Source organism: Arcobacter siniprincipis (SeqCode) (assembly GCF_048571125.1).
GTDB classification, from domain to species: domain Bacteria; phylum Campylobacterota; class Campylobacteria; order Campylobacterales; family Arcobacteraceae; genus Arcobacter; species Arcobacter siniprincipis.
This window is the reverse complement of record NZ_CP182343.1, coordinates 1,411,067-1,433,120: the sequence shown is the minus strand read 5'-3', so window position 1 is coordinate 1,433,120 and position 22,054 is coordinate 1,411,067. Positions and strand designations below refer to the sequence as shown.

Annotated in this window: 23 protein-coding genes; 8 read left to right on the top strand and 15 right to left on the bottom strand. The window is 26.9% G+C overall.

Annotated elements, in window-relative coordinates; genetic code table 11:
* Window positions 1-8 precede the first annotated feature (8 nt).
* Window positions 9-860: an agmatinase gene (speB, locus tag ACNI3D_RS07310; protein ID WP_419768809.1), complete on the bottom strand. Its 852-nt coding sequence runs from the start codon at window positions 858-860 to the stop codon at window positions 9-11.
* Window positions 860-1,966, bottom strand: a complete 1,107-nt coding sequence (locus tag ACNI3D_RS07305; RefSeq protein WP_129099884.1) for an FtsW/RodA/SpoVE family cell cycle protein — start codon at window positions 1,964-1,966, stop codon at window positions 860-862. Before ACNI3D_RS07305 ends, speB begins: the two co-directional genes overlap by 1 nt.
* A 19-nt stretch (window positions 1,967-1,985) precedes the next feature.
* Between ACNI3D_RS07305 and ACNI3D_RS07300 the strand changes: the two genes are divergently transcribed.
* From ACNI3D_RS07300 to ACNI3D_RS07270, 7 genes are read left to right on the top strand one after another with little or no spacing between them, the layout of a single operon-like run.
* Entirely contained in the window at window positions 1,986-2,948 is a 963-nt protein-coding gene (locus ACNI3D_RS07300) for an RluA family pseudouridine synthase (RefSeq protein WP_419768808.1), read from the top strand.
* Entirely contained in the window at window positions 2,896-4,170 is a 1,275-nt protein-coding gene (locus tag ACNI3D_RS07295) for a fibronectin type III domain-containing protein (RefSeq protein WP_419768807.1), read from the top strand. The genes ACNI3D_RS07300 and ACNI3D_RS07295 overlap by 53 nt, the downstream gene beginning before the upstream one ends.
* A 1-nt stretch (window position 4,171) precedes the next feature.
* Window positions 4,172-5,374, top strand: coding sequence for a tRNA (guanosine(46)-N7)-methyltransferase TrmB (gene trmB, locus ACNI3D_RS07290; protein ID WP_419768806.1), 1,203 nt, complete (start codon window positions 4,172-4,174; stop codon window positions 5,372-5,374).
* Window positions 5,361-6,023, top strand: coding sequence for a cell division ATP-binding protein FtsE (locus ACNI3D_RS07285; protein ID WP_013135204.1), 663 nt, complete (start codon window positions 5,361-5,363; stop codon window positions 6,021-6,023). Before trmB ends, ACNI3D_RS07285 begins: the two co-directional genes overlap by 14 nt.
* Entirely contained in the window at window positions 6,010-6,828 is an 819-nt protein-coding gene (locus tag ACNI3D_RS07280) for a cell division protein FtsX (protein ID WP_129099880.1), read from the top strand. Before ACNI3D_RS07285 ends, ACNI3D_RS07280 begins: the two co-directional genes overlap by 14 nt.
* Entirely contained in the window at window positions 6,821-8,125 is a 1,305-nt protein-coding gene (locus tag ACNI3D_RS07275) for a murein hydrolase activator EnvC family protein (RefSeq protein ID WP_419768805.1), read from the top strand. The genes ACNI3D_RS07280 and ACNI3D_RS07275 overlap by 8 nt, the downstream gene beginning before the upstream one ends.
* Before the next feature lie 44 nt (window positions 8,126-8,169).
* Window positions 8,170-10,005: a GGDEF domain-containing protein gene (locus tag ACNI3D_RS07270; protein WP_129099878.1), complete on the top strand. Its 1,836-nt coding sequence runs from the start codon at window positions 8,170-8,172 to the stop codon at window positions 10,003-10,005.
* A gap of 58 nt (window positions 10,006-10,063) precedes the next feature.
* Here ACNI3D_RS07270 and ACNI3D_RS07265 read toward each other — a convergent pair whose 3' ends face one another.
* From ACNI3D_RS07265 to ACNI3D_RS07245, 5 genes are all read right to left on the bottom strand, one after another.
* Complete coding sequence (locus tag ACNI3D_RS07265) at window positions 10,064-11,251, bottom strand: tetrahydrodipicolinate N-succinyltransferase N-terminal domain-containing protein (RefSeq protein WP_419768804.1); 1,188 nt, start codon at window positions 11,249-11,251, stop codon at window positions 10,064-10,066.
* A 73-nt stretch (window positions 11,252-11,324) separates the two neighbouring features.
* Complete coding sequence (locus tag ACNI3D_RS07260) at window positions 11,325-13,175, bottom strand: primosomal protein N' (RefSeq protein WP_419768803.1); 1,851 nt, start codon at window positions 13,173-13,175, stop codon at window positions 11,325-11,327.
* Window positions 13,172-13,633: a type II secretion system protein gene (locus ACNI3D_RS07255; RefSeq protein WP_419768802.1), complete on the bottom strand. Its 462-nt coding sequence runs from the start codon at window positions 13,631-13,633 to the stop codon at window positions 13,172-13,174. Before ACNI3D_RS07255 ends, ACNI3D_RS07260 begins: the two co-directional genes overlap by 4 nt.
* The gene (locus ACNI3D_RS07250; RefSeq protein ID WP_419768801.1) at window positions 13,630-13,845 is read right to left on the bottom strand and encodes a hypothetical protein; all 216 of its coding nucleotides are present in this window, start codon (window positions 13,843-13,845) and stop codon (window positions 13,630-13,632) included. Before ACNI3D_RS07250 ends, ACNI3D_RS07255 begins: the two co-directional genes overlap by 4 nt.
* Window positions 13,835-14,035: a hypothetical protein gene (locus ACNI3D_RS07245; RefSeq protein ID WP_129099874.1), complete on the bottom strand. Its 201-nt coding sequence runs from the start codon at window positions 14,033-14,035 to the stop codon at window positions 13,835-13,837. Before ACNI3D_RS07245 ends, ACNI3D_RS07250 begins: the two co-directional genes overlap by 11 nt.
* An 87-nt stretch (window positions 14,036-14,122) precedes the next feature.
* Between ACNI3D_RS07245 and ACNI3D_RS07240 the strand changes: the two genes are divergently transcribed.
* Window positions 14,123-14,494: a VOC family protein gene (locus ACNI3D_RS07240; RefSeq protein ID WP_419768800.1), complete on the top strand. Its 372-nt coding sequence runs from the start codon at window positions 14,123-14,125 to the stop codon at window positions 14,492-14,494.
* On the opposite strand, the gene ACNI3D_RS07235 is transcribed toward ACNI3D_RS07240, so the two are convergent.
* From ACNI3D_RS07235 to hypA, 8 genes are all read right to left on the bottom strand, one after another.
* Window positions 14,491-14,892 carry a TerB family tellurite resistance protein gene (locus ACNI3D_RS07235; protein WP_129099872.1) on the bottom strand — a complete coding sequence of 134 codons (402 nt, stop codon included), beginning with the start codon at window positions 14,890-14,892 and terminating at the stop codon, window positions 14,491-14,493. The two genes, ACNI3D_RS07240 and ACNI3D_RS07235, sit on opposite strands and share 4 nt — an antisense overlap.
* Window positions 14,893-14,966: 74 nt before the next feature.
* Window positions 14,967-15,665 (bottom strand): ABC transporter ATP-binding protein, encoded by a 699-nt coding sequence (locus ACNI3D_RS07230; RefSeq protein WP_129099871.1) that lies wholly within the window; start codon window positions 15,663-15,665, stop codon window positions 14,967-14,969.
* Window positions 15,658-16,425: an ABC transporter ATP-binding protein gene (locus ACNI3D_RS07225; RefSeq protein ID WP_129099870.1), complete on the bottom strand. Its 768-nt coding sequence runs from the start codon at window positions 16,423-16,425 to the stop codon at window positions 15,658-15,660. The genes ACNI3D_RS07230 and ACNI3D_RS07225 overlap by 8 nt, the downstream gene beginning before the upstream one ends.
* Window positions 16,422-17,462, bottom strand: coding sequence for a branched-chain amino acid ABC transporter permease (locus tag ACNI3D_RS07220; RefSeq protein ID WP_419768799.1), 1,041 nt, complete (start codon window positions 17,460-17,462; stop codon window positions 16,422-16,424). Before ACNI3D_RS07220 ends, ACNI3D_RS07225 begins: the two co-directional genes overlap by 4 nt.
* A gap of 1 nt (window position 17,463) precedes the next feature.
* Entirely contained in the window at window positions 17,464-18,360 is an 897-nt protein-coding gene (locus tag ACNI3D_RS07215) for a branched-chain amino acid ABC transporter permease (protein ID WP_129099869.1), read from the bottom strand.
* Window positions 18,361-18,483: 123 nt separating this feature from the next.
* On the bottom strand, window positions 18,484-19,605 hold the full coding sequence (locus ACNI3D_RS07210) for an ABC transporter substrate-binding protein (RefSeq protein WP_258238628.1): 1,122 nt from the start codon (window positions 19,603-19,605) through the stop codon (window positions 18,484-18,486).
* An 80-nt stretch (window positions 19,606-19,685) separates the two neighbouring features.
* Window positions 19,686-21,581, bottom strand: coding sequence for a sensor domain-containing diguanylate cyclase (locus ACNI3D_RS07205; protein ID WP_419768798.1), 1,896 nt, complete (start codon window positions 21,579-21,581; stop codon window positions 19,686-19,688).
* Window positions 21,582-21,672: 91 nt separating this feature from the next.
* Window positions 21,673-22,014 carry a hydrogenase/urease nickel incorporation protein HypA gene (gene hypA / locus ACNI3D_RS07200; RefSeq protein WP_129099866.1) on the bottom strand — a complete coding sequence of 114 codons (342 nt, stop codon included), beginning with the start codon at window positions 22,012-22,014 and terminating at the stop codon, window positions 21,673-21,675.
* Window positions 22,015-22,054: the final 40 nt, after the last annotated feature.

The window sequence follows — 22,054 nt, the reverse complement described above, 5'->3', positions numbered from 1 at the left end:
TCTATCTTTTATTTTACAGTTGCTAAAACAAGTTCTCTCAAAGTTTTACATGCAACTGCTGTAGATATTCCACTTGCATCGTATTTAGGACTTAATTCTACAATATCCATCCCAACTACATTATTTAGTTTACTTAACTCTTTTATTATATTCATCATATCATGAAAATCTATTCCACCTGGTTCTGGAGTTCCTGTTCCTGGCATCACAGAAGGGTCTAAAACATCTAAATCAATAGTAATATAGACAGGTTTGTCTTTTAATCTTTTCACACAAGATGGTAAAGTATTAAAGGTGAATTTTTCTAAATGAGTGTGTTTTTTTGCCCATTCAAATTCCTCTTTTAATCCAGAACGAATACAGAATTGATTTACTTTTCCATCACCTACTTGATCATAAATTCTTCTAATAACTGTTGCATGACTTAAAGCTTCTCCAAGATAATCTTCTCTTAAATCTGTGTGTGCATCAAAGTGTATAATATTTAAATCATCATACTTTTTACTTAAAGCTTTTACAGGAGCCAGTGAAACTAAATGTTCCCCACCAATCATAATTGGGATTTTATTTGCATCAATGATTTCTTGAACATGTTCTTGAATCATTCTTAAGGCATTTTTTTTATCTCCAAAGGGTAATTCTAAATCTCCATAATCAAATAATTTTAAATCTTCTAAATCACTGTCAAAATATGGGCTATAACTCTCTATTGCCCAAGAATCTTGTCTCATCGCAGGGGGTGCGAATCTAGCTCCTGGTTTAAATGAAGTAGTTCCATCAAATGGTGCTCCAAATAAAACTGCTTTTGATTCTTCGTAATCATTTTCAAAGCCAATAAAACTACTGTTTTGTGCTTCCATTAAAGTTTCCTTTCAAAATTATATAAATCCATAAACCTAAATGCTAATAGGTTTTCTAAAATTGCGAATATTACAATAAAATTAATAAAAGAACTACCACCATATGAAACCAAAGGTAATGGCAGTCCTACAACGGGTGCAAAACCAATAACCATAAAAATATTTACACTCATATCTAAAAATACTAATAAAGCTATTCCGGAGGCAAAACAGCGAATTACATAATCATCTGAAAAGTAGTAATTCATGGATAACAGATGCAATACAAGTAAGATATAAATCAATATAAGAAATATTGCTCCTATGTATCCATGTCTTTCAACTAAATATGCAAATATAAAATCACTTGTTGCAATTGGTAAAAATTTTAATTGTGCCTGAGTTGCATCTTCAGATGATTTACCAGTAAGCCCCCCTGAACCAATTGCTATTATTGATTGTTGGACATGGTAACTAGGTTCTTCTGATATAAAGTCTTTAATTCTTTGCTTTTGATAATCTTTTATCATGTTATTATAAATAAAAGGAGATGCAATACCTAAAACTACTATTATTGTTGCCCATATTCGCCAATTAACTCCAATAATAAATAATACTCCATATCCTACTAATAAAAGTATCAAAGCAGTACCTAAATCTGGCTCTTTTGCTATTGAAACAAAGGGAATTAAAATATATATTGAAAAGTACAAAAAGTCTTTTAAATTATATCCCCCTATTGGTGGTGGTCTATTTTTAACTAAATATCCAATCATTAATAAAAATATAGGTTTTATTAATTCTGAGGGTTGGATTGTCATATCAATAAAAGGTATTTCTATCCATCTTTGAGCACCAAGTTTTGATATACCAAATAAATTAACACATAATAATAGACCAACTCCAAGCCAATAAAGAAATGGAATAATTCTTAAGTTTCTTCTTAAGGGTAAAATAAAAACACCTAAGAATAAAAATATAGAAAGTGCATAATATCCAAGCTGTCTTTGGGCTAAATTTTCATTTATTTCACTAACTAATTGGTAAGATAATGCTATTAATGGTATAATAAAAGCAATCAAGGGATAATCAAATTGCGAAATAATTCTTTTGTCAATAAATCTCATAATGAAAGAGTATCAAAATATGTATAAAAACTTTATTGTTTTTGAAGAATCAAGATTAGATAAATTTTTGTCTGAAAAGCTTGGTGAGTCAAGAAATCAAATAGAACAACTAATAAAAAAAGAGTATGTGAAAGTTGATGATAAAATCATCACAAAAACAGGTTATAAATTAAAAGAAAATCAAGAGATTTTAGTGGAACTTCCAGAAGTTGAAGAAAGCATTAACTTTGATGTTGACTTTGATGTTGAAATTATATATGAAGATGAACATATTTTAGTTGTAAATAAACCTTACAATTTAGTTGTTCATCCAGCTGCAAGTGTAAAAGAACCTACTTTAGTAGATTGGCTAAAGACTAAAGATATATCACTTTCTACTATTAGTGGAGAAGAAAGACATGGTATTGTACATAGATTAGATAAGGGAACAAGTGGAGTTATGGTTGTTGCAAAAACAAATGAAGCACATGTGGCTTTATCAAAACAACTTGAAGACAAAACTATGGGAAGATATTATTTAGCAATAATTGATATGCCCTTAAAAGATAATATTGTAATTGATAGACCAATAGCTAGAAATCCAAATAATAGATTAAAAATGGGAATTGTTGAAAAAGGCAAAAATGCAAAAACTGCCTTTGCAAAAATTGATATTAGTAAAGATGAAAAATATGAACTAATTTGTTGTAAACTTTTTACTGGAAGAACACATCAAATTAGAGTTCATTTAAATAGTATCAATCGACATATATTAGGTGATAATTTATATGGCTTTAAGGGCGAATTAAATAAAATAAATCGGTTTTATCTACATGCTTTTAACTTATATTTAATCCATCCTATCACAAATGAAAAAATGGATTTTAAAGCAAACATAACAAACGATATAAATAAATTTTTAAATGAAAACTTTAATATGGAGACTATAAATGACAAAATGGATAAAAATTTCATCAGCTCTACTTTTAATTTTATTGATTAGTGGTTGTAGCACTAAAAATTTAGGTGAAGGGAATAAGCCTAAAATTGATGAAACATTAGAAGTAATTGATTCAAATTCTATTAGAACTATTTCAGGAATGACATCAGTTGCCTTTGAATGGCAAAAAGTTGATGATTCAAGAGTTACTGGATATAATCTTTACAGAGCAAATTTAAATGAAGAAAGTACAAAACTAAAACTAATAAAATTTATTGAAAATAGATACTCATCTCATTATTTAGACAGTGAATTAAAGCCAAACACAAAATATGCATATACTTTTTCAAGTGGTACAGCTAATGACATAGAGTCAAGACCTTCAAAAATGTTTCAAGTTATGACTTTACCAAGACCTGAAGCAATTGCATTTATTCAAGCAATTTCTAATCTTCCAAGACAAATAAAAATAATCTGGAGACCACATGAAAATGAAGCAATTAAATATTATAAGATATTTAGATCAACGCCTCAAGACCCTGATTGGGAAAAATTAGAAACATTAGATGGTAGACTACAGGCTGAATATATTGATACTGATTTAAAAGATAATGTAGTTTATTTATATAAAGTAATTGCATATACATTTCAAGATATACCATCAGAAGATAGTCAAATAGTAAAAGCACAAACAAAAGCTTTACCAGCAGGTGTTCAAAATTTAACAGCTACAAATAATCAACCTAAAAAAATAACATTAAACTGGCAACCTTCAGCTTCTGTAGATGTTGTAAGATATAAAATATATAGAAATACATCCCCTGATGGTTCATTTAGTGAATTAAAACAACTTAATACAAATACAACTAGTTATGAAGATTTTACAAATGAAGATGGAAAAAGATACTTTTATAAAATAACGACTATTGATAAGGATGGATTAGAAAGTAGTAAAGAAGTAAATCCAGTAATGGGAATAACACTTACAAAACTTAATAAACCTATTTTAACTCTTGCACAAATTCAAGGTGAAAAAGCTATATTAAATTGGCAACCAGGAGATAATAGAGCTGTATCTTACAATGTATATAAAACTATAAAAGATGGTTTTTTTAAAGTAAGAAAACAAAAGTATACAAATATTACAGACTTAAGATTTGAAGACAAAGATATCGTAAGAGGTGTTGAATATAACTATTCTGTTGAAGCAGTTGATGAAAATGGTATTGTTTCAGAAAGAACAGATGAAACACTATTAGTATTACCTAAACTATTAGATAAATAACATGCCTCACATAGTATTTAATAATAATGGTGAATTAGTAACACCATCAAATAAAGATGGTGTTGATTTTAAGTTTATTGCAAAATCTTATAATGTAAGTGAAAAACCTAAAAAAACAGAGTATAAAATAGGTGTTTCAAATCAGACAAAAGATTTTTTATTAACATTAAAAGATAATAAAGAAAATAAAATAGTAAAAGCAGATAAAGTAACAAGAGTTACTCCTGTTACAATTGTAAAAGATGCTTTAAATACTTATGTAAAACATACAAACGCAAATGTACTGTTTTCAAATACAAGTAATTTTTCACAAAAAGCTGAACCTCAAAAAGAGTACTTAAAAGATATAGAATATTTTGTAAATGAATTTGAAACAAGCAATGAAATTCAAATAGAGATTGGATTTGGTTCAGGAAGACACCTATTATATCAAGCACAAAATAATCCTGATGTTCAATTTATAGGTTTAGAGATTCATACTCCTTCTATAGAACAAGTACTTAAACAAATAAAAATTCTTAATATCAGAAATATAATAATTGTAAATTATGATGCTAGACTTTTTATGGAGTTTATTAAATCAAATTCAGTTGGTAAAATATTTGTTCATTTCCCTGTACCTTGGGACAAAAAACCTCACAGAAGAGTTTATAGCAATGATTTCATATATGAAGCAAAAAGAGTATTAAAGTTTACAGGAACATTAGAACTTAGAACTGATAGTAGAAAATATTTTGATTTTTGTGTTGAATTATTGACAAACCTAAGCAGTGGAAAAATTGAAATTGATATAAATAAAGACTTGCCAATATCTAGTAAGTATGAAGATAGATGGAAAAAGCAAAATAAAAATATTTATGATGTAACTTTGCACTCTTTTACTATTGATGAAGAGATTGAACCAAATAAAGATTTCTCTTTTGGAAAGATAAATAACTTAATAAAAACCTTTGAAAACATATCACAAAAAGCTGTAATTTTTGATGATTATTTTTACCACATTGAAGATTTTTACCTTATCGAAAATGAAAAAAACTCTGGACTTATTCAAATAACCTTTGGTTCTTTTAACCGACCCTTATCAAAATATTTAATAATAAGAGATGGAATTATATCTTACTATCAAGGTGAACCAATTCCAACAAGTAGTAATATAAAAGCTCACAATAAAATGAAAGAGATATTAACTAATGATTACTGCTAAAAATATATATTTAGCTTATGACGAAAATAAATTTGTCATAAAAAAAGGAACTTTTCACATAGGGCATAAAGAGTTTATATTTATAGGAGGAGCTAGTGGAAGTGGAAAGTCAACTCTAATAAAAGCAATGTATGGGGATATTGCATTAAAACATGGAAGTTTTATAATTGATAATTTTGAATTAGCACACATAGGAAATAGAAACCTAAGAGATCTAAGAAAAGATGTAGGTGTTATATTTCAAGATTATAAATTAATTCAAGAGTGGACAATAGAAGAAAACATAATGTTACCTCTTAAAATAAATGGTTACTCTCATGAAATATCAGCTGAACAAGCAAATAAACTACTAAACCATGTAAAACTTTCTCATAGAAAAGGTTATTATCCAAATGAGCTAAGTGGTGGAGAACAACAAAGAGTTGCAGTAGCACGAGCTTTAGCACATAATCCAAAAATAATAATTGCAGATGAGCCAACAGGTAACCTTGATGATTATTCAGCTGATGTAGTCTGGAACTTACTAAAAGGTGCAAATGAACAACTAGGAATCACTGTAGTTGTAGTAACTCACAGAGTACCTAAAAACTTTGGAATAAGATTTAGACAATTATCAATTGAAGATGGAATAATATATGAAGTCTCTTAAAAATACTCTTACTTTTGTCATTCCTTTAACAGTGATGCTAATAACATTTTCTATATATCTTTTAACAAATAATGTTGTTAACACTTATAAAAAAAAGATATCAAGTGACTATTCTATAGTAATAATTACTCATACTCCCTTGATAAAAGAAAACTTTGACACAATAGCTGGAATAAAAGTTGATAAAATAAATACTTTATCAAATAGAAGTATTATAGACAATGTTAAAAGTACTTTATCAAATAGTTCAATTGATTTATTAAACAAAAGATTACCACACTTTTATGAAATACATTTGAACTCTTTTCCCACATCAACTGAATTAAAGAAAATACGAGCCTCACTTCTCAATGACAAAAATATAAAAAGAATAGAAATATTTTCAAAAAACCATAATCAGATTTATCTTTTGCTTTTAATGATAAATAATATAATAATCGTATTGTTTGGATTGATACTAATATTTGTAGTAATTATTCTTTCAAAACAAGTTACTATTTGGTTTTTTGCACATAATCAAAGAATTATGATTTTTCAATTACATGGTGCTTCTATTTTATATAGTGCATCACCTGTTATAAAACATGCTATTTATGGTGCTTTTTTATCTTTTATTATTGCAGCATCATTATTCGTATTTGTTTCATATAATTTAAACATGCTTTTGCCTGCTGAATTAAATGATATTTTAAACACAAAAATTTTTGTTGAATTAGAGGTTTTAAAGCTATTTTTATTATCTTTTGGTATATCAATAGTTACAATTTTTGGAGTACTTTTTAGATATAAAATCAAAAATGCATAGACTATTATACTTAACTTTATTTATCACTCTTATCATTCACGCTAGCTCTATTGATGATAAAATACAAAATAATAAAACAATATTATCTAAAAATAAAAATGTAAAAAATAGAACTGAACAAAAAATACAGTCCTTAGCTACTCAAATTGAAGATCAAAATGAAGAGTTAAAAAAATTAGAAAAAGAAATTAATCTTGTAACAAAAGATATTAATGAGCACAAAGAAATGTTAAATGCTTCCAGAAAAAACTTAGATGAACTAAGCATCAAAGGTAAAATACTTCAAAACCAGAAAAAAGATTACGAAGAGGAATTAATAAATACTATTATTGAAGATTATTCTTCTGGTGTTGCTATGAAACTTGCAAATAAAGACTCATTACAAGAATTAACACAAAGTGAAATTTACGAAATATTATCTTCAGAAGCAAAAGATAATATGTTAAAAATTGATAATCAATATATGCAAATAACCCAAAATAAAAGTGACAATGAAAGAGAAATTAGAAAACTAAATGTTTATATTGAAAAAAGAGAAAAGAAAAAGAAAATATTAAATTATTTACTTAATAAACACTCTGAATCATTAGCTTCAATTGAAGAAAAACACAAACTTTATCAAAATGAATTGAAAACAATAATAAAAAAGCAAAACTCTTTAACGAACTTACTTTCAACACTTAATATTTTAAAAGAAAAAGAGATAAAAAAAGAAGAAGAAAAAAGAAAAAGAGATAAATTATTAGCACTTAAAAAGAAAAAAGAAGAACAAAGATTAGCAACAGCTGCAAAAAACAAATCTAATAATGTACAAAAAACACAAGAATCAGTACAAAAAGACAATGCAGAAGAAATTGATTTAGATGTTAGAATTTTAGGTTCTTCTACTAAAGGTGTTAAAATTGGTAAATATAGAGGTAGTAAAACAATTGCTCCTTTAAAATCATATTCAGTTTTAAAGAAATTTGGTAAATATTATGATCCTGTTTATAAAATAAAGTTATTTAACGAATCAATTCTATTAAAAACAAATGAACCCGATGCAAAAGTTTTTTCTGTACTTGATGGGAAAGTTGTATATTCAAAACAAAATTCTGGTATGTTGGAAAACCTTGTAATTATTCAACATAAAAATGGTTTATATACTATTTATTCACATTTGGATCAAATTTCTCCGACACTAAAAGTTGGAAAATGGATAAAAAAAGGTTATGTAGTAGGTAGAGTTGATGAAACTTTAACCTTCGAAGCAATTATAAATAATAAATATATAGACCCTGCAGACATATTTCAATAACATTAATAATAAATATATTAAAATACATTTTTTGAAAGGCAAATATGAAAAAAAATATTATCGTACAATTTTTAATTCTACTTATATTAGTTGCTATTTTTATTACAGGAATTTCACTTTATAATCTAAGAACAGTGTCAATTAAATCTTCAGTTAGCACAGCAGAATCAATATCTGAAGTGATAAAAAGTGGCTTAGCCTTGCATGTAAGTAACGATTCTAATGTAGATGAATTTTTGAAAAATGTGTCAGCTATTCGGAATATAAAAGAGTTATGGCTTGTGAGAAGTGATAATATCAAAAATCCAGAATTTGAAACAAGAAGTTTTAAAAATCCAAAAGATAACTTAGATAAAGAAGTTATTAGAAGTGGTGAAACAAAATATATTGTAAAAGAAGGCTTTATTAATACTAATGTAAGAGTTACAATTCCTTATAAAGCAGAGATTAGCTGTTTAGCATGCCATAATAATGTTCAAGAAGGTGATACTTTAGGTGCTATTAGTATAGTATTAGATGTTAGTACTTTAAAAGAGATTGGAGTTAGGTCAATCTATGTCATACTAACTATTATTTTATTAGCGGTAATTATTGTATTTTTATTTTCTAAAAAAGTATTTAATCCTTATCTTTCATTATATATGAAATTAAGAGATAATATCAATCAAGCTAAAGTTGGTAAATTTAAAAGAATAGATATTCCAAATGGTTTAACAACTGATGTAGTACAGGTAACTAATGATTATAATAACTTAATTACCATATTTAAAGATACTTCCCTTGATATTGATAAAAAACTTCAAGGCTTTGTAGGGTATAGAGATAGAACTAATCTAAATACAAATCCACTCAATGAATCAAAAGATATAATCGATAACTTATCAAATTTATATCAATTCAAAAAGCAAGTGGAACTAGATAGTACAAAAGAAGAGATTTATCAGAGAATTTCTCAAGTTTTTAAAAATAAGTTTCATTTAAAAAACTTCACTTTTTTCGAAATAGATATAAAAAAACAAAAAATGCAAAAAGTAATTAGTGAAGGAGAATCATTTTATTGTCATGATGCAATAAAAGATAATCCTCATCTTTGTAGAGCAGCAAGAACAAAAAGTGATGTTATTTCAATAGATTTTCATGAAAGTTGCCCATACTTTACTAAAAAAGATAAATTTTATTATTGTTTAAATATTGATATTGTTGAAAACCTATATTTAATTATACATTTTGTTGTGGACACAGAAAAAGAACTTGATGAACTTAAAAATAAAAGTTTATTTATAAATAGATTTTTAAAAGAAGCCAGACCAGCTGTTGAAGTAAAACTTTTAATGCAAGCATTAGAAGACTCTGCATTTAAAGATGGATTGACTCAACTGTATAATAGAAAATTTATTGAAGAACATTTGAAAAAACTTCTTCCTCAAATAAAAAGAGACAAGAAAAAAATTGGTTTATTAATGCTAGATATGGATCATTTTAAAGCAGTTAACGATGAATATGGACATGATATTGGAGATAGAGTATTAAAAAGTTTATCAAGAGTTCTAGAAGATAGTGTAAGAGATTCAGATATTATAGTTAGATATGGTGGGGAAGAATTTATGGTTCTTCTTATTGGTGTTGACTCAGAAGAAAATGCCATGAATATAGCACATAAAATTGGAACAAAAGTAAGAGAAAATGAGATAGATGTTTATGCAGGTACTACAATTAAAAAGACAGTAAGTATAGGGTTATCAATGTATCCAGATGATTCAAATCTATTTGATACTGTGGCAAAAAATGCTGATATTGCTTTATATGAAGCAAAAAGTAGTGGTAGAGATAAGGTTGTAAGATTTAGTAAAGAACAGAAAACTAGTGTAGAATTATTTTAACATTATATTTTAATAGCTATAAAAAAAGGGGATGAGTTAAAACTCATCCCCTTTTTTATTAATGTAAATCTGAATTAAGTTTTACTTCTCTAGTACTTCTCATAGCAACTGTTTGACCAGTTTGAGAATTTACTCTAAAGTGAACTCCATTAACTCCAATAAAATCACTACCTTTCATAACTGTAGTAATTTCTTTATCTGGGTTAATCTCTTTTAATGCAGCAACTGCTTTTTCTGATAATGTAACTTTTGTTCCAGGTAAAATTGTTACACCAGCATCTAAAATACAACTATCACCAATTGCTGTACCTGTACAAGAGTTTGCTCCAAGAAGAGTATTCTCACCAATAGAAACAGGAACACCATCAGTTCCAGATAAAACTCCAAGAATAGAAGCTCCTCCACCAACATCAGAACCAGCTCCAACTACCGCACTTGAAGAAATTCTTCCCTCAACCATAACAGCACCTTGGGTTCCTGCATTGAAGTTAATATAAGCAGCTCCTGGCATAACAGTTGTTCCAGCTGCTAATTGTGCTCCAAATCTAACTTTTGAAGTTTCCAAAATTCTTGTATTATCAGCAGGGATAACATGAGATAAAAATCTTGGAAATTTGTCTACCATAGTGATTTCTGGGTATTGATTAGTTATTTTTAATGAAATTTCATTTGCTCTTAACCAATCTAATTCAATTGGTTGGCTTCCAGTCCATGCACAATTTTCTAATACACCAAAGGCACCATTTAAATTAAGACTTCTTAATTTTGCTTTTCCAAGTGATAGTGCATAAAGTTTTAAATAAACAGATTCAATACTTACAGGATTTGTATCTTCAAATATAAACACCACTTTAAAGTCATCAGGACTTAAACCTGAATCCAAAGGTAAAGTAGCAAGTGATGAGATAACTTGTACATTTCTATGTGCATCACCTTTTGCTTCTGGATTAAATGGTCTAAAAGCTTCAATACAAGAAGTTAAAAAATCATCTGTAACATTACATACTAATTCTGATTTAGTTGTGTCTACATCTGCTCCTGATTGTTTTAATGCATTTAAAAATACAGCTGCACTTCCAAAATTCTCATTCCAATTTACAACTGGGTATGTTGCTTGTAAGATTTTTTCTGGATTTAATTGTCCCCTGTCAACTCTAGCTATTCCAAATCCTATTGGATTTCTATACCAATCTTTTGATTGAACTTCTTCAACTAATTTTTTAAATTCATCTGCCGTATAAATCATATTATTCTGTCCTATTTTATTTTTTTTTTGGATTATACTATAAACTTTACTAAGAGAAAATTAAATATATTTTCTAATATATTGTATCCATATCAATGATTGCCATTGGTGATTTTATACTATGAAGAACTTCAATTAAAGCTTTTATATTTTTAGAACGAAGTAAAATTTCATATCTATATTTATTTGATAACTTGAAAATAGGAGATTGATTTGCACCTACAACTTCAATCTTTTCATTTAATTTTAAAATATTTGTATATTTGTCAAACTCATCTTTTACTTTTAATCCATTTGTATTAGCAAAAATAATTTTTGCTAATTTATAAAAAGGAGGATATAAATCTTCTCTAAATGTAAGTTCTTCATCTAAAAACTCTTTATAATCTTTGTTTTCTAAATAAAAATCAAAGAAATCTTTATTTTGGGTTTGAATAATAACTTCACCCTCACCTCTTCTTCCACTTCTTCCAGAAATTTGAATTAATAAAGATAGTGCTCTTTCTCTTGCTTTATATGAATTCATTTTTAAAACAGAATCAATCCCAAGAACAACTGCTAGTTTTACATTATGATAATCATGACCTTTAGAAAGCATTTGAGTACCAACTAAAATATCGATTTTATTAGTATTAAACTCATCTAATACTTTTCGTAATTGTGTATCTGTTTTTACTTCATCCCTATCAAATCTTTTTATTTTTTTTTGAGGAAATATAAAATTTAATTCTTCTTCTATTTGAGCAGTTCCAACTCTTAGATTATGAAGAACACCTGTTTTACATGAAGGACAAGATTTAGGTATTTTTTGAGTATATCCACAATAATGGCACTTTAAGGCAAGAGAATTTTTATGTAAACTCATTGATACAGAACAAAAAGGACATTCCACTGAGCTTCCACAAGATGTACAAACTTGATATTTATAATTAGCTCTTGTGGGAAGGAAAATAATTACTTGATGATTTTGTTCTATTATACTTTTTATTTTATTTACAATCTTAGGACTTAAATTTGATGTACTATCATCATAATTTATACTTTTTTTAGTATCAAAATATGTTTTAGATAATCTGTAAAAAGGTATTTTATGATAAGTATTTAAGGATGGTGTTGCACTTCCTAATATAGCTTGTATATTTAAAGTCTTTGAAATGTACAAAGCCAAATCTTTTGTATTATATCTTGGTTTACTATCACTTTTATATGATTCATCATGCTCTTCATCAACTATAATTAATCCTAAGTTTTTTAAGGGCAAAAACAAAGCAGACCTTGCACCTGCAACTAGTTTTATTTCACCGTATAAAACCTTTTTGATAATCTCTTCTTTTCTTTTTTTAGTAATTTTAGAGTGCCAAATAGCAACTTTTTCTTTAAATACTAATTCTAGTCTTTTTTGCATTTGAGGAGTTAAAGAGATCTCAGGCATAAGCAGAATTGCTTGTTTATTTTCATTTAAATATTTTTCTATAGTTTTAATATAAATTTCTGTTTTACCTGCACCAGTATTTGCAAAAAGTAAAGATTGTTTGTGTTCTAAACAAAATTTATATGCTTCTTCTTGTTCTTTTGATAACAGAATATTTGACTCAAATCTATTTTCATCTTTATTTTCAATTATATCTTTATCAAAAGGAATAAATAAAGATAAAGCTTCACCAAGTGAAGAAACATAATACATAGAAGTAAAAGTAGCTATTTTTATCATATCAGTAGAGTAAAAGAGATTTGTAATTGTTTGAATTGTTGTACATTTGAAAGTTGGTTTTTCAACCTCTTTTACAACTACTGCTTTAGACAATACCTTTCTTCTTTGCAAAGAGACTTCTACTAGTGTTCCAATTTCTATTTTTTCATCACTACAATAAGTCAAAGGATCTAAAGGAGATTTTAATAGTGCCAATTCATAATAAAAACTCATTGCATAAATTCTTTACAAGTTTCATCACTTTTTTTACAAGAGAAAGTACCTTCATCTCTATCAAACTCAAAAGTTATAAGCTTATCTTTTGAAATATAAGTTTTATATGTTGTTTCAGAACTCTTTATCCACTTTCCTATCTCTTTATTATTATCAGAACTTGACAAAATAACAATATCTAACAAAATATATTCATTGTAACCTATAAACAATGATTCTCCACTTGTATTTGATGAAGCATCATCTAACCTATCTAAGGTAAAGGATGAATTAGCTAATAAAACTTGATCTGAATATAGCTTATTTATTGCATTATTTATAAGTATAACTTCTGATTTAATTTTAAATATATTTGATTTACCAATTGAATAAAAAAGTTTGTTAATAGCAAATGTCCCTAATAATCCAACTATTAAGACAACAATTATTATTTCTAATAAGGAAAAAGCTTTTTTCATGAAAGTTTTGGAAGTTTGTTTGAAATCTTTTCTACTTCTTCTTTAAAAGTAAAATGTTCTTGGGATTTACAAAGGTAAGCATATAAAAGTTCTTTTGTTGTGTGTGATCTATCAGGAGATAAAAATTTTGTTAGTTCCATCTCTAGTTTTGGGTCTACATTAATACTATATGCCATATTATCAATGTGAAAGGTTAGTTTTTTATTCTCCATTCTTTGCCTTTGTTAAAGTTAAAGTACTATCAATTTTTAAAAGCATATCTTGATTATTTCTAATTAATTCATCATTTTTATTTTTTAACTTTTCAAGTTCTATTGTAAGGTATTGATTTTTAGACTTTAATAATTCATAATCTTCTAATAGTTTGTCTATTTGTGTATTAAGTATTTCAGTTATTTCCATGCGTGATTTTATCTAAATTTTATAACTATTACAATAAATTTTATACATATGATGTATAATAATAAAGAAATAAATAAGGGTTATTCTATGAATATCAATCTTGTACATTTTATTGTCCCATGTATCGATGCTGTAATTGCTAAAAACTTTTATAAAAGAATTTTTAATTTTAAGTCTATTAAAGCTGAAAATAAAAATTTTATTGTAACTGTAAACGAAAAATTAAAATTTGAATTAGAAGAGATTCAAGAATATACAAATAATCATTATGTTTTTGAAGTAGATGAAATTTCTTTTGATGAATTAATTGCAAATATTAGAAAAGAAAAATTATTATTTGGTGACAATATAAATGAATTAAATAATAAGAAAGTAAGACAAAACTCTTCTAAAAAAGAGATATTTTTTATAGATCCAAATAGTCACCTATTTCAGATCTATACAAAAATTTCCTATTAATCTTCGATAAAAAGTTTACCTTGTTCATATAAAGAAGAAACAGCTTTCCCCCAAAAAGAAAAATATTTTAAATCTTTATCATTAATTTGAAAAGAATCGACTATTTTTTTAGTCAATTCATGTTCTTTTTTATCAAATTTATCATCAATGTGAACTAAAATCATAAGTTCCAAAATAACAATTTTTTTACTCTTTTTTGATTTAAAAGAACAAAGTATTTCATCTAAATTAAAATCTGCCTCATTGAAAAATCTTGGTTTATCAATTCCCATTTCAACACAATATTCATCTATAACATCTTGTTCTCTATTTCCATACTCACCATCAACTCTTGCTAAATGTTGAGCTAACTGCAAAAAAGCAAACTTTTCTTTAGTTTCTAATTTCATTAATAACATATATTATCTTCCCCGATTTTTATATAATGCACTTTACTATTTAACTATTAATCAATGGTAAACAGTAAAATATTTCAAGCACCTAAATATTTTGCTTTGATATCATTTGATTTTAAAAGCTCATTTCCTATACCCTCTAATGCAACTTGCCCATTTTCTAATACATAACTATAATCAGAAATTTCTAAGGCTGCATATGCATTTTGTTCTATTAATAATATTGTAATTCCATCTTCTTTTAATTTAATAATCGTCTCAAAAAGTTCTCCAATAATCTTTGGAGCAAGACCTAGTGATGGTTCATCCAACATAAGAAGTTTTGGAGAGCTCATCAATGCTCTAGCGATTGCTAGCATTTGTTGCTCTCCACCACTCATAGTACCGCCTAATTGTCCCTTCTTGTCAATTAACCTTGGAAATAACTTGAACATTTTTTCTTGATGTTCTTCATAAAAAGCTTCACTTTGATTAAAAGATCCCATTCTCATATTTTCTTCAATAGTGAGATTTTGAAATACCCTTCGCCCTTCTGGAACTAAAGAAATACCTTTTTGGATTATTTTATGTGTTGGAAGTTTTGAAATGTCTAAATCATTAAAAAAAATACTTCCAGTTTTTTTAACATCATTTACAATTGATTGTAATGTTGAAGTTTTACCTGCTCCATTTGAGCCAATTAAAGAGACGATTTTCCCCTCTTGAACTTCAAAATCAATTCCTTTTACACCTTTTATAAGACCATAAAAGACTTCTAAATTTTTCACTTTAAGCATGTTTGAAATCTCCTAAATAAGCCTTAATTACTTCTTCGTCTTTGATGGCATCTTCTATTTTACCTTCAAATATAGTTTTTCCATAATCTAATACCATAACCCTATCACATAAATGATTTACAAATTTCATATCATGTTCTATTAATAAAATAGTTATATCAAATTGATCTCTTATTTTAAAAAATAGTTTTGCCAATTCATGTGTTTCTTGTGGGTTCATTCCTGCTGCTGGTTCATCTAATAAAAGCAGTTGAGGGTTTGCTGCTAATGCTCTTGCAATCTCAACTTTTCGTTGACTTCCATATGAAAGTGATGTTGCCAATTCATCTGCATAATCAGCGATTCCTAACACTTCCATAATTTCCAAAGCTCTTTGTTTTACTCTTTTTTCTTCTTTAAAAAATCTTGGCAATCTAAAAATTGTTTCTAAATATGAATATGAAGCTTGATAATCAAATCCAATAAGTACATTATCTAAAACTGTCATTGAAGTAAAAAGTCTAATATTTTGAAAAGTTCTTGCTATTCCTCTATGAACTATTTTATAAGGTTTTATTCCATTTATTTTTTGACCATGAAACTTTATATCTCCATGTGTTGGTTCATAGTTTCCAGTAATAATATTAAACATAGTAGTTTTACCAGCACCATTTGGACCTATAAGTCCATATATTTCTTTTGCTTTTACTTGAAATGAAGTATCTTTTATAGCAGTTACTCCACCAAAGTTTTTAGTTACATTGCAAACTTCTAAAATCATTTGTTTGCCTTTTTCTTTTTAAATAAATCTTTTAACTCTTTTTTTCCCATTAAACCTTCTCTTGCAAAAAGCATTACAACAATTAAAATCAAGGCAAATACAACCATTCTCATCCCTGGTAATCCATCTGTATGTATTCCCATAAAATTAATTGGTTCATCTAAGAATCTCATCCATTCTAATCCAGCCATAACCATAACCGTACCAATTATTGCTCCTGTAGTACTTCCAAGTCCACCTATTACTATGATAATTAATAATTGGAAAGTAAAAAAGAAAGTAAATAAATCTGGACTGATTGATGTTAATAGTGCAGCTAATAGTCCACCACCAACACCTTCAAAAAATGCTGATGTAGTAAAAGCCAATGTTTTTATTTTAAAAGTATTAATACCCATAGCACTTGCTGCATCTTCATCATCTCGAATTGCTTTCATAGCTCGACCATATTTTGAATAAATTATATTTAAAATAGCTAAAACTGCAAAAATAGCGATTCCACCTGTCCAATATAAATTTGAGAATTGAGGAATATCATTTATTCCTAAAGAACCATTTGTAATTTCTGGTGAATTAATAGCCAAAATTCTAATAATAAAACCAAATCCAAGAGTAACAATTGCAAGATAATCACCTCTTACTCTAAATACAGGAAAAGATAAAGATAACGCTAAAAGTGCTGAAATAATACCTGATAAAATCAAAGCCCAGAGAAAATTAGTTTGCAATGCTAGAACCCATGGGTATGGATCAGAAATATCATATTGATATAACATACCCTCACTATCAACTAATAATATTGCTGTAACATAAGCACCAATTGCAACAAAACCATTTGGTTCTAATGAAAATTGTCCAGTAACACCATTTATTAAATTATAAGAAACTGCAAGAATAATAAAAATAGCAACATTATTTATAATTCTTACTGTATATTCATCAAATACCTGTTGAGCAAACCAAGTAAACCAAATGGCAGTAATAATTATACCTAGGTTAATAATTCTTTGTTTTGTAAAAATTGAATTGTTTATCATATTAAAACCTACTCTTTTCTAAATCTTCACCCATAATACCAGTAGGTTTAAATAATAATACTAATATCAAAAATACAAAAGCAAAAGCATCTTTATATCCACCCATTTCAGGAAAAAATGCGATTACTACAACTTCTGTAAATCCAATAATAAATCCACCTAAAACAGCACCCGTAACAGAGCCAATTCCTCCTACAACTGCAGCAGCAAAAGCTTTTAATCCAACCAATACCCCCATCATAGGTTCAACAGAAGGATAATTTATAGCCCAAAATATTCCACCAACAGCAGCCAAAGCAGAACCTAATGCAAATACCAAAGATATAATCATATTAGCATCAATACCCATTAAGTTGACTGTTTTTATATCAAAAGATAAAGCTCTAATTGCCATACCATATTTTGTTCTATATAAAACATACAAAATCCCTAAAAGCAATACCAAAGTTACAAGGGGAACAGTAATAGATGAAACTGAAAAAGTAACATTAGCTACTGTAAATATTTGTTCCATATAAGAAGGAACAGGAAAAGCTCGAGGAACTCCACCTACAAATACAGTAAAGGCATTTTCTAAAAAGAAAGATATTCCAATAGCAGTAATAAGTAAAGATATTTTTGGAGCTTCTCTTAATGGCTTATATGCAATTTTGTCCATTAGCATTCCAAGTACAGCAGATAAAGTAACTGCCAAAAGTACTGTAAGAGGAAAAGGTAAATCAAATACTGCCATAAAAGTATAAGCTAAAAAAGCTCCAACCATCATAATATCACCATGTGCAAAATTTATCAATCTTAACACACCATAAACCATCGTATAACCAATCGCAATAAGGGCATACATACTACCCAAACTAAAACCGTTTACCATCTGCTGCATAAACGTTAATATATCCATTAAATCTCCCAATTCATATTAATACTTTTTTTTGCAATAATAAAAATAACACCAATTAATTTTACTATTACAAAAAAAGTTTAGCCTTATGACTAAACTTTTTTAATTTTCTTTTTATTTTAATTATGGATTTACAGTTGCTTTAAATACAGCTTTTCCATTTTTAATCTCTTTAATAACAGCAGATCTAGTTGCATTACCATCTTTATCAATTGTAATTTTTCCAGATACACCATCAAAATCAGTTGTTTTTTTAATTTCATTATTAATACAAATAGAATCTGTAGGGTCTTCACATCTATTCATTGCATCAATTAAAATATTGTATGTATCTGCACCTAAAGCAGAAAAAGAGTTCATTTCTTTATCACCAGTCTCTTTTGTATGAAAAGCTACAAAATCAGCTGAAGTTTTTGATGGAGGATTTGCATAATCAAAAAAGTCTGTAAACATATACCCTTCAATAGAATCTCCACCTAAATCAATAAATGTTTGATTTGCAACACCATCTCCACTAAACATTGGTTTATCTAATCCTAATTGTTTAGATTGTCTAGCAATCATAGAAGCTTCTGGATGATATAAAGGTAAAAACATAAAGTCTGGGTTTATTTGTTTGATTTGTGAAACTACAGCTTTAAAATCTTTGTCACCTGAAGTAATTTTGATTTTTTTAACAATTTTTCCACCTTTTGCTTTAAATGCATTTTGGAAAGCTTTAGAAAGACCTAAAGAATAAACTTGTGCTTGGTCCACAACTACAACAGCAGTTTTATATCCTTGTGATATTGCATAATTTGCAACAACTTCACCTTGAAAAGAGTCAGTAAAACAAACTCTATTTGCAAATTCTCTTTTTGCAGTTAATTTATCATTTGTTGCAACTGCTGCAATAACTGGTACTTTTTTCTTATCAGCAATAGCAATTGTTTGTGCAGTGTTAGTAGAAGTTAAAGCTCCTAAAATAGCAACAACCTTATCAGATGAAATTAATCTAGTTGTAGCATTTGCCGTTTCAACTTTATCACCTTTATTATCTAATAATACTATTTTTATAGTATCACCATTTTTTAATTTTGGTTGTAGTTTATGTGCTAATTTAACGCCAAGATCTGTAACTTGCCCATAAGCTGCAAGAGGTCCAGACATAGGCATAACCGCTCCAATTTTAATCTCTTTAGCACTTAAAAGTGAACTACAAGATAAAAGTGTAGCAACACTAAGACCTAAAATTTTTTTCGATATATTCATATTACTCTCCCATTTTTTAATTGATTACTATACTATATTATAGTTTAAATATATAAATATACATAATTAAAAATCTAAGATAATTGATTTTTACCAGATTTTTTTGCTTTGTATAATTCTTCATCAGCTCTTCGTATTAGACAATTAATATCTTTATCTTCAAAATTATATTCAGCACTACCAATACTTACTGTAAATCGTTTATACTCATTTTTAGATTCACATATAGATTTAATTAATTTTTCTGCTACTATTTTTGCTCCTTGAATATCAGAATTTGGTAAAAGCACTAAAAACTCATCACCACCAAGCCTTACGATAAAATCGTTTTCTCTAATTTTATTTTGTAAAATTTCTACTAAGCCTAATAATACTTCATCACCTGCTTCATGTCCATAATTATCATTTATACTTTTAAAATCATCAATATCAATTATTAATATAGACAAAGTAGTTTTTTCTCTTTTAATTATTTCAAAATATTTTTTTGAAAAATCTTCTAAGAATCTTCTATTATAAACTTTTGTCAAAGCATCTGTATTTGATAGTTTTTCATGAAAAGCCCTACTAGCTTCTGCATTTATTAACTCTTTTGTTCTTATGTCTAACTCTTTTGCAAGATTATTAAAATTTTCACTCAATTTATCAATTTCAATAATTCCACAATTTTCTAGAGATACTTCAGTTTTTTTACTTCCAAGAAATTTTGTCATATTAATTATTTTTAATATTGGAGAATTTACCAATAAAACAAAATCATTTGCTTTTTTATATAAATAAATAAAAAATAAAAAATAAAATACTACAATAAATGCAATAATTATAATACCTAAATGAATATATTCTTCTTTTAAATTTTCTACACCCTTCAACACATTGGATTCTTTAACTAATGTGATCGTATACCAAGGCAACTTATCAACTTTATTTGAAAAAATAAAATACTTTTCACCATTTTTATTAAATTCATATTTATATTTTTTATTAGTAACAATATTTTCTAAAATATTACATAAATCTTTGTCTTTAAAAAATAAAGACTCTTTTTCTTTTCTAAAGATTGTATGTAATATCTTTTTATTTTTTAAGTATTTATACTCATTAAAGTTTTCAATCTTAAACTCATTTTTTATTTTTTCATCCATTGCAATAATATTTAAATCTTTGTCAATCAAAAAAGTTGAACCATTATATGGAATTTTAAAATTAAGAAAATTCTCAATAATTTTATTAATAGTTATATCAAGTCCAGTTACTCCTTCTAATATATTATCTCTATAAATAGGAACAAGTGCACTGATCATCCAGCCTAATCCTGCCGGGTCTAAATATACATCTGTCCAAACAACTTTTTTTTGGGGATTATTTTTTAAATCTGCATTATAATAAAAAGTGTAATCTTCTACTTTTGTATCATCTGAAATAACATTATATACATCTTTTATAAAAGGGTAATATCTTGAATAATTATATCTTGAATTATAGTATGCAGCTACTACTAGTTCATTATTTACAACACTTGTTTTTAAATTATTATCTAATAATTCAGTTTTATTTAGTTCAATTTTTAGATTATCTGTTAGATTTGCTATTTTTTTAACCCAAACCGAAGAGCCTCCATTATCAATACTTTTATAGTAAGCACCATTTGTAGTATGTTTAAATTCAACATTATTATCATTTTTTATATTATTAATTTCTTCAAAAAAATTTTGTTGTTCATTTTGCAAATATTTTAGATTGGTTTCTATATTTTTAAAAGAAGTATTAATATCCTTTTTAATAAAAATAATTCTTTCATTAACACTCTCTTTGAGATCTTTTAAAACTAAGTTTTTACTTTTTTCTAAAATATTATTATTAGCATAAAAATATAAAATTAACAAAACTAACTCAATAAAAAAGATAGAGGATAAAGTTGTTTTAAGATAATTTTTATAAATTATCTCTTTTAATGTTGTCTTTTTCATTAATATGCCTTAGACTAAGGTTAATATCACTATATTATTATTTTAATTTTTAATTTTTATCTATTACTGAAAATTAATTTTTAGTTTTAAGTTAATTCATTTCAAGGGACATTAAGTACATATCTTCTCCATCTAATATTCGTATATTCGAAGAATCACATTTAGGACAAGTAAATTCATTTTTTTTCAAAATTGATTCTTCTTTACAGTCTTGACATTCTATGACTATTTTTTGTTTATTTATAATAAACTCACATTCATCACATATTGTTTTTTCTTTAAATGTATCAAATGCAGTTTGAAGTAAATCAGGTTCAACTCCACTTAGAATACCTATTTTTACTATTACTTTAGTAACTTTTGTGGCATTATTAGCTTTTGCGTGTTCTTCACAACTTTCTAAGAGTGATTGAACAATTGAATATTCATGCAATTTTTATTCCTTTTTAAATGTCCCATTTAAAAAGGGACCT

Excerpts from the sequence above, each read along its gene's own strand:
- speB (WP_419768809.1), bottom strand. The coding sequence starts at position 860 with ATGGAAGCACAAAACAGTAGTTTTATTGGCTTTGAAAATGATTACGAA.
- ACNI3D_RS07305 (WP_129099884.1), bottom strand. The coding sequence starts at position 1,966 with ATGAGATTTATTGACAAAAGAATTATTTCGCAATTTGATTATCCCTTG.
- ACNI3D_RS07300 (WP_419768808.1), top strand. The coding sequence starts at position 1,986 with ATGTATAAAAACTTTATTGTTTTTGAAGAATCAAGATTAGATAAATTT.
- ACNI3D_RS07295 (WP_419768807.1), top strand. The coding sequence starts at position 2,896 with ATGACAAAATGGATAAAAATTTCATCAGCTCTACTTTTAATTTTATTG.
- trmB (WP_419768806.1), top strand. The coding sequence starts at position 4,172 with ATGCCTCACATAGTATTTAATAATAATGGTGAATTAGTAACACCATCA.
- ACNI3D_RS07285 (WP_013135204.1), top strand. The coding sequence starts at position 5,361 with ATGATTACTGCTAAAAATATATATTTAGCTTATGACGAAAATAAATTT.
- ACNI3D_RS07280 (WP_129099880.1), top strand. The coding sequence starts at position 6,010 with ATGAAGTCTCTTAAAAATACTCTTACTTTTGTCATTCCTTTAACAGTG.
- ACNI3D_RS07275 (WP_419768805.1), top strand. The coding sequence starts at position 6,821 with ATGCATAGACTATTATACTTAACTTTATTTATCACTCTTATCATTCAC.
- ACNI3D_RS07270 (WP_129099878.1), top strand. The coding sequence starts at position 8,170 with ATGAAAAAAAATATTATCGTACAATTTTTAATTCTACTTATATTAGTT.
- ACNI3D_RS07265 (WP_419768804.1), bottom strand. The coding sequence starts at position 11,251 with ATGATTTATACGGCAGATGAATTTAAAAAATTAGTTGAAGAAGTTCAA.
- ACNI3D_RS07260 (WP_419768803.1), bottom strand. The coding sequence starts at position 13,175 with ATGAGTTTTTATTATGAATTGGCACTATTAAAATCTCCTTTAGATCCT.
- ACNI3D_RS07255 (WP_419768802.1), bottom strand. The coding sequence starts at position 13,633 with ATGAAAAAAGCTTTTTCCTTATTAGAAATAATAATTGTTGTCTTAATA.
- ACNI3D_RS07250 (WP_419768801.1), bottom strand. The coding sequence starts at position 13,845 with ATGGAGAATAAAAAACTAACCTTTCACATTGATAATATGGCATATAGT.
- ACNI3D_RS07245 (WP_129099874.1), bottom strand. The coding sequence starts at position 14,035 with ATGGAAATAACTGAAATACTTAATACACAAATAGACAAACTATTAGAA.
- ACNI3D_RS07240 (WP_419768800.1), top strand. The coding sequence starts at position 14,123 with ATGAATATCAATCTTGTACATTTTATTGTCCCATGTATCGATGCTGTA.
- ACNI3D_RS07235 (WP_129099872.1), bottom strand. The coding sequence starts at position 14,892 with ATGTTATTAATGAAATTAGAAACTAAAGAAAAGTTTGCTTTTTTGCAG.
- ACNI3D_RS07230 (WP_129099871.1), bottom strand. The coding sequence starts at position 15,665 with ATGCTTAAAGTGAAAAATTTAGAAGTCTTTTATGGTCTTATAAAAGGT.
- ACNI3D_RS07225 (WP_129099870.1), bottom strand. The coding sequence starts at position 16,425 with ATGATTTTAGAAGTTTGCAATGTAACTAAAAACTTTGGTGGAGTAACT.
- ACNI3D_RS07220 (WP_419768799.1), bottom strand. The coding sequence starts at position 17,462 with ATGATAAACAATTCAATTTTTACAAAACAAAGAATTATTAACCTAGGT.
- ACNI3D_RS07215 (WP_129099869.1), bottom strand. The coding sequence starts at position 18,360 with ATGGATATATTAACGTTTATGCAGCAGATGGTAAACGGTTTTAGTTTG.
- ACNI3D_RS07205 (WP_419768798.1), bottom strand. The coding sequence starts at position 21,581 with ATGAAAAAGACAACATTAAAAGAGATAATTTATAAAAATTATCTTAAA.